Annotated in this window: 14 protein-coding genes; 7 read left to right on the top strand and 7 right to left on the bottom strand. The window is 59.2% G+C overall.

From position 1 onward, the window contains the following. Positions 1-182 precede the first annotated feature (182 nt). On the bottom strand, positions 183-4,073 hold the full coding sequence (gene purL, locus DCL27_RS12740; protein ID WP_109691488.1) for a phosphoribosylformylglycinamidine synthase: 3,891 nt from the start codon (positions 4,071-4,073) through the stop codon (positions 183-185). 279 nt (positions 4,074-4,352) lie between these two features. On the opposite strand from purL, the gene mltF reads away from it, so the two are divergent. Next, positions 4,353-5,819 carry a membrane-bound lytic murein transglycosylase MltF gene (gene mltF / locus DCL27_RS12745; protein WP_035598971.1) on the top strand — a complete coding sequence of 489 codons (1,467 nt, stop codon included), beginning with the start codon at positions 4,353-4,355 and terminating at the stop codon, positions 5,817-5,819. A 7-nt stretch (positions 5,820-5,826) separates the two neighbouring features. On the opposite strand, the gene tadA is transcribed toward mltF, so the two are convergent. Next, positions 5,827-6,345 carry a tRNA adenosine(34) deaminase TadA gene (tadA, locus tag DCL27_RS12750; protein WP_005294991.1) on the bottom strand — a complete coding sequence of 173 codons (519 nt, stop codon included), beginning with the start codon at positions 6,343-6,345 and terminating at the stop codon, positions 5,827-5,829. Between the two features lie 207 nt (positions 6,346-6,552). Between tadA and pspE the strand changes: the two genes are divergently transcribed. Further along, a complete protein-coding gene (gene pspE / locus DCL27_RS12755) occupies positions 6,553-6,891 on the top strand; it encodes a thiosulfate sulfurtransferase PspE (RefSeq protein ID WP_035598968.1) in 339 nt (112 codons plus the stop codon). Between the two features lie 258 nt (positions 6,892-7,149). Next, the gene (gene yiaY, locus DCL27_RS12760; protein WP_047060357.1) at positions 7,150-8,301 is read left to right on the top strand and encodes an L-threonine dehydrogenase; all 1,152 of its coding nucleotides are present in this window, start codon (positions 7,150-7,152) and stop codon (positions 8,299-8,301) included. 41 nt (positions 8,302-8,342) lie between these two features. Here yiaY and yfhb read toward each other — a convergent pair whose 3' ends face one another. Then, entirely contained in the window at positions 8,343-8,987 is a 645-nt protein-coding gene (gene yfhb, locus DCL27_RS12765; protein ID WP_035598498.1) for a phosphatidylglycerophosphatase C, read from the bottom strand. 133 nt (positions 8,988-9,120) lie between these two features. Between yfhb and DCL27_RS12770 the strand changes: the two genes are divergently transcribed. Together DCL27_RS12770 and DCL27_RS12775 are read left to right on the top strand one after the other, a co-directional pair. Further along, positions 9,121-9,972: a MurR/RpiR family transcriptional regulator gene (locus DCL27_RS12770; protein ID WP_005283004.1), complete on the top strand. Its 852-nt coding sequence runs from the start codon at positions 9,121-9,123 to the stop codon at positions 9,970-9,972. Between the two features lie 130 nt (positions 9,973-10,102). After that, the gene (locus DCL27_RS12775) at positions 10,103-10,363 is read left to right on the top strand and encodes a YfhL family 4Fe-4S dicluster ferredoxin (RefSeq protein WP_005283002.1); all 261 of its coding nucleotides are present in this window, start codon (positions 10,103-10,105) and stop codon (positions 10,361-10,363) included. A 28-nt stretch (positions 10,364-10,391) separates the two neighbouring features. Here the strand turns inward: DCL27_RS12775 and nlpE are convergent, their stop codons facing one another. From nlpE to DCL27_RS12790, 3 genes are all read right to left on the bottom strand, one after another. Next, a complete protein-coding gene (nlpE, locus tag DCL27_RS12780; RefSeq protein WP_005283000.1) occupies positions 10,392-11,069 on the bottom strand; it encodes an envelope stress response activation lipoprotein NlpE in 678 nt (225 codons plus the stop codon). Between the two features lie 99 nt (positions 11,070-11,168). Then, positions 11,169-11,585: an alternative ribosome rescue aminoacyl-tRNA hydrolase ArfB gene (gene arfB / locus DCL27_RS12785; protein WP_005282997.1), complete on the bottom strand. Its 417-nt coding sequence runs from the start codon at positions 11,583-11,585 to the stop codon at positions 11,169-11,171. Position 11,586: 1 nt separating this feature from the next. Then, on the bottom strand, positions 11,587-12,135 hold the full coding sequence (locus DCL27_RS12790; protein WP_005282995.1) for a YaeQ family protein: 549 nt from the start codon (positions 12,133-12,135) through the stop codon (positions 11,587-11,589). A gap of 225 nt (positions 12,136-12,360) precedes the next feature. Here DCL27_RS12790 and DCL27_RS12795 point away from each other — a divergent pair, with 225 nt between their 5' ends. Then, the gene (locus tag DCL27_RS12795; RefSeq protein WP_035598496.1) at positions 12,361-12,561 is read left to right on the top strand and encodes a YaeP family protein; all 201 of its coding nucleotides are present in this window, start codon (positions 12,361-12,363) and stop codon (positions 12,559-12,561) included. Beyond that, complete coding sequence (gene rof / locus DCL27_RS12800) at positions 12,548-12,808, top strand: Rho-binding antiterminator (RefSeq protein WP_005282992.1); 261 nt, start codon at positions 12,548-12,550, stop codon at positions 12,806-12,808. The genes DCL27_RS12795 and rof overlap by 14 nt, the downstream gene beginning before the upstream one ends. A gap of 47 nt (positions 12,809-12,855) precedes the next feature. Here the strand turns inward: rof and DCL27_RS12805 are convergent, their stop codons facing one another. Then, positions 12,856-13,185 (bottom strand): c-type cytochrome, encoded by a 330-nt coding sequence (locus tag DCL27_RS12805; protein ID WP_005282990.1) that lies wholly within the window; start codon positions 13,183-13,185, stop codon positions 12,856-12,858.

Raw genomic sequence — 13,185 nt, forward strand, 5'->3', positions numbered from 1 at the left:
AGGCGCTGACATAAAGAGTTGAATGAGCAACCACTAATATGGTTACACAACTGCCGACAAATAAAAAGTAGCAGCGATTAATATTCTGTAATATTAGGAGCAATCTGTTCAGCGCGCCAGTCGATCACCGCCGACTGGCGCACCGCACGGCCAGCGCCGAAACGCCAGCCGCGCAGGCCGGCTCAGCCCAGCGCCCGACGCGCGTTGCGGAACAGGCGTAACCACGGGCCATCCTCGCCCCACTCGGCCGGATGCCAGGAGTTGCTCACACTGCGGAATACGCGCTCCGGATGCGGCATCATCACCGTCGCCCGCCCGTCCTGGCTGCTCAAGGCGGTAATGCCATTCGGCGAACCATTCGGGTTAGCCGGATAACGTTCGGTCACCTGGGCGAAGTTGTCGACATAGCGCAGAGCGACCAATCCCTGCTGCTCCAAGGCCGCCAGATGAGCCGTGTCGCGTACCTCGACCCGCCCCTCACCGTGTGACACCGCGATAGGCAGGCGCGACCCGCTCATTCCCTGCAGGAACAGGGAGGGGCTATCGCTGACCTCAACCAGGCTAAATCGCGCCTCGAAGCGTTCGGAGACGTTACGCACGAAGCGTGGCCACAGCTCAGCCCCCGGGATCAAACTACGCAGATTAGACATCATCTGACAGCCGTTACACACCCCCAGCGCCAACGTCTCCGGACGCTGGAAGAAGGCGGCGAACTGGTCGCGTGCACGCGGATTAAACAGGATAGACTTGGCCCAGCCCTCACCGGCGCCCAGCACATCGCCGTAGGAGAAGCCTCCGCAAGCCACCAGCGCCTGGAAGGTATCCAGGGTGAGGCGCCCGGCGAGAATGTCGCTCATATGCACATCCAGCGCCTCGAAGCCGGCACGATGGAAGGCCGCCGCCATCTCGACGTGCGAGTTCACCCCCTGCTCACGCAGCACCGCCAAGCGCGGACGCGCCCCGCGGGCGATGAAGGGGGCGGCGATGTCCTCTTGCGGATCGAAGCTCAACGCCACGTTTAGCCCAGGATCCTCCTCTAGCAGCTTGCCCTGATGCTCCTGATCGGCGCAATGCGGGTTATCACGCAGGCGTTGCATCTGCCAGGTGGTCTCGGCCCACCAGGCGCGTAAGGTCGAGCGTTTCTCGTCGTATACCGGCTGCGCGCCATGGCGGATATGCAGTCGATCGCCTGGCATCGCCTGGCCTATCTCGTGGCTAATCGCCGCCAGACCGTGCTCGGCCAAGATGGCTTGCACCGCGACCAGATCGGTCTGGGCCACCTGGATCACCGCCCCTAACTCCTCACTAAACAAGGCCGCCAGCGTATCTTCGCCCAACGTGGCGATGTCGATATCCAGCGCACAGTGGCCGGCGAAGGCCATCTCCGCCAGGGTCACCAACAACCCGCCATCGCCGCGATCGTGATAAGCCAACAATAGCCCCTGCGCCACCAACTGTTGCATCGCGGCGAAGAAAGCCCCCAGTTGCGCGGCGTCGCGCACGTCGGCCGGGATATCCCCCAGCTGGCGGTACACCTGCGCCAAGGCGCTGGCCCCCAGGGCGTTACGCCCGGCACCCAGATCGAGCAGCAGCAGAGCGTTCGGCTGCGTGCAGTGCAGTTGTGGCGTCAGGGTACGGCGTACATCCTCCACGCGCGCGAAAGCCGTGATCACCAGCGATAATGGCGCGGTCATTTCACGCTCCTCGCCATCCTGTTGCCAGCGGGTCTTCATCGACATGGAGTCTTTGCCCACGGGAATGGTCAGACCCAGCGCCGGACACAGCTCCTCACCGACCACCTTAACCGCCTGATACAGGCCGGCATCCTCGCCGGGATGTCCCGCCGCCGCCATCCAGTTCGCAGAGAGCTTGACGCGCTTAATGTCACCGATGTGACAGGCCGCCAAGTTAGTCAGCGCCTCTCCCACCGCCAGACGCGCCGAGGCGGCGAAGTCGAGCAGCGCCACCGGGGCACGCTCGCCCAACGACATCGCCTCGCCGTAGTAGCTATCCAGGCTGGCGCAGGTGACCGCGCAATCGGCCACCGGCACCTGCCAGGGGCCAACCATCTGATCACGCGCCACCATGCCGGTCACGCTGCGATCGCCGATGGTGATCAGGAAGGTCTTCTCCGCTACCGCTGGCAGATGCAACACCCGTCGAACCGCCTCCTCGATCTCGATGACGCCACGATCCAAGACATTGGCCGGCGCATGCAGGGTATCGACCCGGCGCGTCATCTTCGGCGTCTTGCCCAACAGCACGTCGAGCGGCATATCGATTGGTCGGTTGGCGAAGTGGCGATCGCTTAAGGTCAGTTCGCGTGTCTCCGTCGCCTCACCAATCACCGCGTAGGGCGCGCGCTCACGCTCACAGATGGCGGCGAAACGCGGCAGATCCTGTGGCGCGACCGCCAAGACATAGCGCTCTTGCGACTCGTTACACCACAGCGCCAACGGGCTCATCCCCGCCTCATCATTAGGAATATCGCGTAACTCGAAACGCCCGCCGCGACCGCCGTCACTCACCAGCTCCGGCATCGCATTGGATAGGCCGCCCGCGCCCACATCGTGGATAAAGCGGATCGGGTTGGCCTCGCCCAACTGCCAGCAACGGTCGATCACCTCCTGGCAGCGTCGCTCCATCTCCGGGTTATCGCGCTGTACCGAAGCGAAGTCGAGATCGGCGTCCGACTGCCCGGAGGTCATCGACGAGGCCGCACCACCGCCCAGACCGATGTTCATCGCCGGTCCCCCCAGCACGATCAACTGATCGCCGGCGGCAATCTCCCCTTTCTGGACATGTTCGCCCCGGATGTTGCCGAGGCCACCGGCCAGCATGATCGGCTTATGGTAACCGCGCAGCTCGACGCCGTTATGGCTGGCGACCTGCTCCTCATAGGTGCGGAAATAGCCCAGTAACGCGGGACGGCCAAACTCGTTATTGAACGCGGCGCCCCCTAACGGGCCGTCGGTCATGATATTCAGGGCACTGACGATACGCTGCGGGCGGCCAAAATCCTGCTCCCAAGGTTGCTCAAAACCGGGAATACGCAGGTTGGAAACGGAAAAACCGACCAGCGCCGCCTTGGGTTTAGCGCCACGCCCCGTCGCGCCTTCATCACGGATCTCCCCACCTGAGCCGGTGGCGGCACCCGGCCAGGGCGAGATCGCCGTCGGATGGTTATGGGTCTCAACCTTCATCAGAATATGCGCGGGTTCCTGATGGAAGTCATAGCGCCCGCTCTCGCCATCGGCGAAGAAGCGCCCGACCGCCGATCCCTCCATCACCGCCGCGTTGTCCTTATAGGCCGATAATACGTAATCCGGCGTCTGCTGATAGGTATTCTTGATCATCTGGAACAGCGACTTGGGCTGGGTCTGACCATCGATCACCCAGTCGGCGTTGAAGATCTTGTGGCGGCAGTGTTCGGAGTTAGCCTGAGCGAACATGTACAGCTCGACGTCGCTGGGGTTGCGCTCCAGGCGGGTGAACGCCGTCACTAGGTAGTCCATCTCATCCTGCGCCAACGCCAGCCCCAGGCGCAGGTTAGCCTCCTCTAAGGCGGCCCGGCCCCCTTGCAGGATATCGATATACTGCACCGGCTGCGGCTCGTGCTGGGTAAATAACTGCTGGGCCTGATCCAGATCGGTGAACACACACTCCATCATGCGATCATGCAGCCGATCCTGTAACGCTTGCCATTGCGCATCGCTCAGCGGCTCACTCTCGATGTAGTAGGCCAGACCACGCTCCAGGCGGCGAACCTGATGCAACCCGCAGTGGTGGGCGATATCGGTCGCCTTCGAGGACCAGGGCGAAAGGGTACCCGGACGCGGGGTGACCAACAGCAGCCGTCCCGACAGCGCATGCGTGGCTTGCGACGGCCCGTAGGTCAGCAATTGTTGTAGGGTCGCGTATGCCGCGGAGTCCAGTGGTGCGCTGACATCGGCAAAGTGCATGTACTCAGCATAGATAGCGTTCACCGGCAGGGATGCATCCCGGCAGGCAGAGAGCAGTTGGTTAACACGAAAGGCCGATAGAGCGGGAGAGCCGCGCAGAATTTCCATGATGATTTAATTCTCTCGTCTGCGAGGAAGCTGTTTACAGCCGCCTCAATGGGCGAAACAGGGGGAAACCGGCGCCATTATAGTGAATCTCCCAGCGCGACGAAACCGTTTGCGTAGCCTTTCTTGTAAATAGCCCTGAGCGCCTATTTATTGACCCAAAATGCGGTTAAAGTTGCACACTGGCGTTTTGTTAAGCAAAATGCGCCTGTTTTTTTGGTTTGACCTTTATTCCACGTTTAACACCAGCACTCGCATCCCGCTAGACCGTCATGGGATAACTATTTGAAACGTATAAAATATAATTATTACCTTATCGGTATTGTCTGCGCGCTTTTAGCGTTAGCCCTGTGGCCCAACATTCCGTGGCGCAGCGGCAATGAAAATCAGCTACAACAGGTTCTCGATCGTGGAGAGCTGCGCGTCAGTACCATCATCTCTCCGCTCAGTTACCAGCGCGAAGGCAACACGCTCTCCGGGTTGGATTATGAGCTGGCTAAACGCTTCGCCGACTATCTGGGGGTGAAGCTGCGCGTGACTGTGCGCCCCGCCCTGCCCAAGCTGTTCGACGATCTGGAGAGCAACGATGCCGATCTGATCGCCGCCGGATTGCTCTACAACAGTGAGCGACTGCAGCGTTACCGCACCGGCCCGACCTACTACTCCGTCTCACAACAGTTGGTGTATCGCCAGGGTAAGGCGCGTCCGCGCAACCTCGGCGAACTGAATGGCACCCTCAAGGTGCAATCCGGTTCGGCGCACATCACCACCCTGAACCACTATCGCCAGGAAAAGTATCCCCAGCTGCAGTGGGAGCATAGCGATCGCCTCTCAGCGAACGACCTCCTCAAGCAGGTGGCCGACGGGAAACTGGACTATACGGTGGCCGACTCGATGGTTATCGCCCTGTTCCAGCGTATTCATCCCCAGGTCGCGGTAGCCTTCGATATCAGCGATGAAGAGCCAGTGATGTGGTACCTCAATCGTAATGAAGACGACAGCCTGTATGCGGCGATGCTCGACTTCTTCAGTCAGAGCGCCGAGGACGGTACCTTGGCGCGCCTGGAGGAAAAGTATATCGGCCATGTCGGCAGCTTCGACTATGTCGATACACGGACCTTCCTCGCCGCCATCGACAACGTGCTGCCGACCTTGCAAGAGTTCTTCACCCAGCACGCGCGCACCATGGATTGGCGCCTATTGGCCGCCGTCTCTTATCAAGAGTCTCATTGGAATCCGCAGGCGACCTCACCGACCGGGGTGCGCGGTTTGATGATGTTGACGCGGGCCACCGCGGAGGGGCTGGGGGTCAAGGATCGCCTCGATCCGGAGGAGAGTATCGCGGGCGGCTCGCTCTATCTGGAGCGTCTGATGAGCAAGCTACCCGAGAGTATCCCGGAAGATGAGCGGATTTGGTTTGCCCTGGCCGCCTATAACATGGGCTACGGCCATATGTTGGATGTGCGCCAATTGACCCAGCAGCAAGGGGGCGATCCCGATAGCTGGGCCGACGTTAAGCAACGTCTGCCGCTGCTGAGCCAGAAGAAATACTATCAGCGGCTCAACTATGGCTACGCCCGTGGCCACGAAGCCTATCAATATGTGGAGAATATTCGCCGCTATACCGTCAGCCTACGCGGTTATCTACAGGAGAAGGAAAAGCGCGAGGCGGCCGAGGCGACCCGTCTGGCACTGCTGGCGCAACGCGGTAACGCCGCACTGCCGTTAAGTGCCAATCGCCTCACCCTGTAACGATCGGCTACTCCTGCGCCCCCTCATCGGGCGCAGCCTGACGCCGGGCCTCGCGCTCGGCGCGCTTCTGGGCCCGCCGTTGGCGAAAAAAATCACTCAATTGCGCCGCACACGCCTCGGCTAACACCCCACCACACACCTCGATGCGATGATTCATTCCCGGGTGACCGAGCACATCGAGTAACGAGCCGGCGGCGCCGGTTTTCAAGTCACTCGCACCGTATACCAGACGCCGGATACGGCTGTGCACCATCGCCCCGGCACACATCACGCATGGCTCCAATGTCACATACAGCGTCGCCTCCAGCAGGCGGTAGTTCTGTAATACCGCGCCCCCCTGTTGTAGCGCCATGATCTCGGCATGTGCCGTCGGATCGTGACGGGTAATAGGCCGGTTCCACCCTTCGCCGATCACCTGATCATCCAGGACTAACACGGCACCGACCGGTACCTCGCCCTGCGCTCGGGCCCGTTCTGCCAACGCCAGCGCCCGGCGCATCCAGTAACTATCATCGTGTTGTGTCACTCCATCCCCCCTTCGGTTTCCGGCGCGCATTATACACAGCCCTCTCCTCCCATTAGCGTTATTTCAATTTTGCTGGCATCGCAGCAGACAGCGAAAACATCACAGACATACTATATGTCGCCTATCGCTTAGGCGTTGGCGAATCGCCAGGCAAAACGCCATCGGCCCATCGTCACCCAATGACCCCCATTTACCGGAGATACCTGGATGTTTGCACAAATTCGGCGCATGAAACACGCACTATTGCTGGCTGGCCTACTGACCGCCTCAGCCCCACTCTGGGCCGCAGAGTACTGGATCGATGTCCGTGTACCAGAGCAGTACCAGCAAGAGCACGTCAAAGGCGCTCACAACATTCCTCTCAGCCAGATGGAACAACGCATCGCCAGCCTGACCCAAGATAAAAACGACACGCTACATCTGTACTGCAACAGCGGACATCAATCCGGCAAGGCGCAACAGCTATTGCAAGAGATGGGTTACCAGCACGCCATCAATGAAGGCGGCCTGAAACAGGTAGCAAAAAGCCAAGAGATGGTAAAATAATCACACAGTTAGTCGGCGGCACGCCCAGTCACTGCGCGTACCGCCCTTCCCCTCTTCCTCGCTGCCGTGACAAAAAAATACGCTAAACACAATAAAAACAAACAAATAATCAATAACTAATGACTAAACAATACAAAAGAAATACATTTGTTAGTTACCTAAATATTTAATTTTCACCATTCCGTGCGCAAGATCGCTGTAATTCACCCTGAAACAGCTATCTTTCATGTTAATTAAATAACATGAAAGGAGTTGTCGATGGCAACCTCAACGTTTTTTATTCCGAGTGTGAACATGATCGGCAGCGGCTGCCTGAACGAGGCCACCGCCACGATGAAAGAGTATGGTTACCGCCAGGCGTTGATCGTCACCGATAGCGTGCTAAATCGTCTCGGTGTCGTCGCGGAAGTACAGGCACTGTTAGCCGAGGGCGGCATTCAAAGCGTGGTCTATGACGGGACCCATCCTAACCCCACCACCGAGAACGTTGCCGAAGGGCTGGCGTTGCTGCGCGAGCAGCAGTGCGATTGTGTGATCTCCCTGGGGGGCGGATCGCCGCATGATTGCGCCAAGGGGATCGCCCTCGTGGCAACCAATGGTGGCGATATCCGCGACTATGAAGGGGTGGATCGCTCACAGCATCCCCAACTGCCGCTGATCGCCATCAATACCACCGCCGGCACCGCCTCCGAAATGACGCGCTTCTGCATCATCACCGATGTGCAACGCCACATCAAGATGGCTATCGTAGACAAACACGTTACCCCGATTCTCTCCGTCAACGATCCCAAACTGATGAGCGGTATGCCTAAAGGGCTGACCGCCGCCACGGGGATGGACGCCTTGACCCATGCCGTCGAAGCCTACGTCTCCACCGCCGCGACGCCCATCACCGATGCCTGTGCCTTGAAGGCGGTCACGATGATCAGCGCCCATCTGCGCACCGCCGTGAATGAGGGGGGCGATATGGCCGCACGCGAGGCGATGGCCTATGCCCAGTTCCTCGCCGGGATGGCCTTCAATAATGCCTCCCTGGGCTATGTGCACGCCATGGCCCACCAGTTGGGTGGGTTCTATGATCTGCCGCACGGTGTTTGCAATGCGATACTGCTGCCTCATGTCCAGGCGTTTAACGCCCGAGCCTGTGCCGGCCGGCTGAAGGATGTCGCCGCGGCGATGGGCGTCGATGTACAAGGGATGAGCGATGAGCAAGGCGCCGATGCCTGTATCGCGGCGATCCGCCGCCTGGCACACGACGTGGCGATCCCTGCCGGTCTACGCGAATTAAAGGTGCGCGAGGAAGATCTGGATACCCTGGCCAATAACGCGTTGAAAGACGCCTGTGGCTTAACCAACCCGATCCAAGCTAGCCATGCGGAGATCGTGGCGATCTTCCGCGCCGCGCTGTAACGCGGATCGCGCGCCTCCCCATCTCCACGGCGGGGCGCGCCTCAAGGTAATCGGTGTAACGCGCCGTCACGATCGATCCGATAACGGAAGCGGCAGTGACGCAATACACAGTCGTCCTGGCGGCTATCGCTATAACCGCTATACAGCTGGAAGGGGCGGCCTAGTACCTGCTCCAGCTGGCGTACTTTCTCCTGCCCCAAACAACGACGCGTCAAGGTCCAGCCACCATAACGACGCCGAATCTGTGTGCCAATCAACGTCAAACGAGGCAACAGGCCGCTATCACGATAGACCTGTTCGACTAGTTGCTGCGGTGAGCCCGTCAACAACCAGACTCGCGTCTCTGGGCAGGAAAGATACGCCTCTAGCCGCGCCCGAACCTGAGGGAAAGGCTGTAAGCGGGGGCGAAACGCGACGACAAACGCGGCCTCCAGCGCCTGTAAGGTGGCCTCACTATGGCCGAGCGTGATGCTCCAGAGCAACAAGCTAATCGGCCGCCGTGCCGCCCGCCCCCCCGCCAACAGCCCCACGGCGACCAGGGGGAGACACAATACTACCAGGGGCCAATTAGCGGGCAGGCGCCACAGGAGAAAGCGTAAAAAGCAGCCGAACAGATCTTGGCGGTGTAAGGTTCCGTCCAAATCGAAAAATACCTGCCGACGCGTCGCATGATGTCGTTGTGACATCGGTCGCCCTCCTTTCGTCACCGTCAGAGACGCGCAAACCCGCACCGAGGTGGTGAGCTGCAATAGCAAGCAGGGTTTACGTTCATGGCGTCGACTATGGCAAACTATCGACTGGCATGCAAAGGGGATATTTATGAGCAGTCTGGTGAGAATAAAGCAGCTTTATCATTCACTGGCGCAGAACGAGCGCAAACTGGCAGACTTTATCCTGGCCTCGCCGGAGCGTTTAGTGAAGCAGAGTTCCCAGGAGTTGGCCGATACCCTCGGGGTTAGCCAATCCAGCGTCGTCAAGTTCGCACAGAAGCTTGGATTCCGTGGTTTTCCGGCATTGAAACAGGATATCGCCGCCTATCTGATGCGCCATCAAACGCCGAGTGGAGAAACCCCGATCCACCACGGCATCCTGCGCCAGGACTCGCTCAAGCTGGTCGGCGAGAAGTTGATGGCGGAGAAGATCGCGGCCCTCCAGGCTACCATGACCATTAACCATGAAGAGCAATTGCAACAGGCGTTGAAGATGTTGCTCAATGCCCGCCGTATCATCATCGCCGGGCTCGGCTCCTCGGGCTTAGTCGCTAAAGACTTAGCCAACAAACTGATGCAGATCGGTATGGCCGCCTATGCCGAGTCCGACGCACACGTTCAGATCGCCTGCGCGCATGCCATGCAGCCACAAGACGTGCTGATGGCCATCTCCTACAGCGGTGAGCGCAAAGAGGTCAACACGGCCGCCGCCATGGCGCGACGCTGCGGCGCGCAGGTCTTAGCGCTGACCGGCTTCCCCCCCAACTCCTTACAGGAGTTAGCCGATCTGACGCTATATACCGTCACCGACGATCACGCCATCCAGGCAATGGCGATCTCCTCGCGCGTGGCCCAGGGTGCGCTGACCGATTTGCTGTATATGGGGCTGGTGCAACAGAACGCCGACCTGGCCTGTCAGCATATTCGTGATAGCCGCGATCTGGTCAAGACGCTACTCTGAGCGTGAGACATCGCGCGTAGAAAGCTTTTTCAATCTCAGCCGGACTGTGCAAGAATACTGCGCGTACGATGGCAGACAGGGACGAAATCTACATATCATGATGATATTTAATAGATTTTAAGAGAAAAGAATGGCGTTACTGATTACCAAGAAATGCATCAACTGCGACATGTGTGAACCGGAGTGCCCCAATCAAGCCATTACGATGGGGGAACAGATCTACCAGATCGATCCGGCGCGCTGTACCGAATGCGTCGGCCACTACGACGAACCAACCTGCCTCAAGGTGTGCCCGATCGACAACACGATCATTCCCGACCCGGCCCACATCGAGAGCGAAGAGCAACTGTGGGATAAGTTTGTCCAACTCTACCACAGCGACTCATTATAAGCGGGCTTCCGCCCGCCCTCTTTAGCCTTTAGCGGCAGTGGCCGCTGGCATCGAAACGGGCCTCGCCATCCGGTACCAGGGTCTTGGCCACCTGCCCCTCTTCCATCGAGGGGAGCACCGCGAAGTGCCCCTCTATTTCGACATAGACCGCCTGCCCCGGCGACGGGCGCGCATTCAGGTAGGCCTGTTCCAACGTTGCCGTCGAGCTCACCGGATAGACGTTATTGGTGGCGCAGTCATGAAAGGTGGTTGCATCGGCCTGATACAGGTACATTCCCTTGAAGGTCATCGCCGTCACCGGTAACGGGGAGGCCGAGGCCTTCAGGGTATAGTTAAACGGCGAGTCGATCTCGTTGCCGCTACTGTCCAATAGACGCATGTCGTTCCCCACCGGGCGGAAATAGCGCTTCTCACCATCGCTGCCGATCAAGACTAAGCGGTCGGCGGTACGCTGCCAGCGCCCATACTCGGCGAAGCTCCGATCGCCGTCACGCGTCGCGCGATAGGTCGACTTAAGGACGAAACTGCCGTCCTTATCCAAAAATAACGACATCTCCATGCCGCCACAATCGGCGCACGGTAGCATGCCCTGAAAACTCTGCGCCATCGGCACCAGGGGTTGCTCGGCATATTGTGTGCGCGCATGGCAGCCGAATAGCGTAATCACCCCCGCCGCCAACAGCAGCGAAATAGCCAGTTTTCCCACAGTTTATCTCCTACTGTGTCAACGAATAAAATATCAAATGGGGCATTCACCGTCCCGCTCAACTCGGGGGACGACGAGGCCCAAAAGGCAAGGTATCGACTACTCCAACGACACCTTCGCACGCAGCGATTTTACCGCTCCGCGCCGACTCTTCTCATCAGTACGCCGCCGCCGAGCACTCCGACTCGGCGCCGTGGGACGACGCGTCTTTTCCACCACGCCCGCCTGGCGGATCAAGGCCGCCAGCCGCGCCAAGGCGTCGGCCCGATTCTGTTCCTGAGTACGGAACGACTGCGCCTTGATCACCACCATGCCGTCGTCCGTAATCCAATGATGTTGCAACGCCAGTAACCGCTGTTGGTAAGCTGGCGGCAGGCTGGAGGCGCGAATATCGAAGCGCAAATGGATGGCACTGGAGACCTTGTTGACATTTTGCCCCCCGTTACCCTGGGCGCGAATCGCACTCAGGACGATCTCCCGATCGGGGATGACCAGGTGGGCGTTGATCTGCAACATCTCAGGCGGCGCCCTGTTGCCACACGTCAAACGTAATCTCGACGCTGTGTTCGTTGTCGGAAACCCACAGCTGCCCCTCTTGACGTGTGACGTGCAGCGTCATGGTTCGGGTAGCCAGTGCCGCCAGCTGGCTCAACGCTTCGTCGGTGATAAAGTAGATACTTAGCGGACGCAGTGTACTTAGCCGTGACTGGTTCTGTTGCCACCAGACGCGCGCCGCCCGCTCACTATAGGCATACAGCACCACCTGACGCGAGAGCGCACAGGCCTTTTTGAGACGTTTCTCATCCGGCAGCCCCAGCTCAACCCACAGCTCGACGCCGTTATAATCGTTACGCAGCCACAGCTCTGGCTCATCATCCGCACATAACCCCTTGGTGAAGGTCAGGCGCTCATCCGCATGGCAACACCAGGCCAGCAGGCGCAACATCATGCGCTGCTCCGTCTCTGAAGGGTGCTGCGCCAACGTCAGTGTCGCATCTTGATAATGGTGCCGATCCATGTCGGCGATGTTGACATTGGCCTTATAAATCGTTGCCTTCAGTGCCATTGGCTTCCCCGTTTCGTATCTTTACGCCATTTTACCCGTTTTTACCCGGCGGCACGAATTTAGGCCGAAGGAAAAGCGCATTTTTATCGTCATGCCCGCCGCTCCCCCGCTGTGGAGGTGCTCGGGGCTGTGATATAGTCACCCACGATCATCTATGCGGGCAGGCCATCGCGATGAAGGGCTTGCCTGATAGCACCAGCGGGTTACGCTCTATAGGAGAAGACGTTGCAACAGTACTCTGCGTTGGTTCGGCGTAGATATGCCGAGATCGCCAGCGGGGATCTCGGCTATATCCCCGATGCAATAGGGTGTGTCTTAAAGGCACTGGATGCGGTCGCAGCCGATGAACAGCTGCCATCAGCCGTTAGGGAACAGGCGGCCTATGCCGCCGCGAACTTATTGGTGAGTGATTATGTCGACGACTGAAGAGTACCAAGCCATCAATTGCGATGATTACGACAACCTCGAACTCGCCTGCCAGCATCGACTGGTTTTACACATTGTCCTGCGTAGTGGTGAAACACTGGAGGGCCTAGCGAGCGACCTCATCTCACGCAAACATGTCGAGTATTTGCTGATCACCCATCAGGGCGAGAGCCGTGAGCTGCGCCTGGATCACATCGCCAGCTTCAGCCACCCCCAATTAGGCACCATCACGATTAGCCTGTCGTAACGGCTACCCTCACCGCTTAGCCGGGGCGCACCAATGCGCCCCACCACTCACGGCTTGGCCGCCGGTTTCAGACTCGCATAGTAAGCGGCAATGTTTTCGATATCCTGGCTATTCAGCGGTGCCAGATAGGCCGACATGATCGCCGCCTGACCGCCCTGCCGCGTACCCTCTTTATAGCCCTGCATCGCCTCGACCAGCTTGCTCGCGCTCTGTCCAGCCAACGCCGGATACATCGGCGGCAACCCTTGCCCCTGCGCACCGTGACAGGCCACACAGGTGGCCGACTTCTTCTGCCCGGCCAGGCTATCCCCCGCGGCATGCGCCCAGGAGGATGTCGCCAACGCCAACACCAGCACCGCGCCCAATCTCACTCTCAT

It is taken from the genome of Edwardsiella tarda ATCC 15947 = NBRC 105688 (assembly GCF_003113495.2).
GTDB lineage: Bacteria > Pseudomonadota > Gammaproteobacteria > Enterobacterales > Enterobacteriaceae > Edwardsiella > Edwardsiella tarda.

Coding starts and splice junctions, on each gene's coding strand:
- DCL27_RS12790 (WP_005282995.1), bottom strand. CDS start 12,135: ATGGCACTGAAGGCAACGATTTATAAGGCCAATGTCAACATCGCCGAC.
- DCL27_RS12805 (WP_005282990.1), bottom strand. CDS start 13,185: ATGAGAGTGAGATTGGGCGCGGTGCTGGTGTTGGCGTTGGCGACATCC.
- DCL27_RS12770 (WP_005283004.1), top strand. CDS start 9,121: ATGAGCAGTCTGGTGAGAATAAAGCAGCTTTATCATTCACTGGCGCAG.
- DCL27_RS12775 (WP_005283002.1), top strand. CDS start 10,103: ATGGCGTTACTGATTACCAAGAAATGCATCAACTGCGACATGTGTGAA.
- rof (WP_005282992.1), top strand. CDS start 12,548: ATGTCGACGACTGAAGAGTACCAAGCCATCAATTGCGATGATTACGAC.
- arfB (WP_005282997.1), bottom strand. CDS start 11,585: ATGTTGCAGATCAACGCCCACCTGGTCATCCCCGATCGGGAGATCGTC.
- yiaY (WP_047060357.1), top strand. CDS start 7,150: ATGGCAACCTCAACGTTTTTTATTCCGAGTGTGAACATGATCGGCAGC.
- yfhb (WP_035598498.1), bottom strand. CDS start 8,987: ATGTCACAACGACATCATGCGACGCGTCGGCAGGTATTTTTCGATTTG.
- pspE (WP_035598968.1), top strand. CDS start 6,553: ATGTTTGCACAAATTCGGCGCATGAAACACGCACTATTGCTGGCTGGC.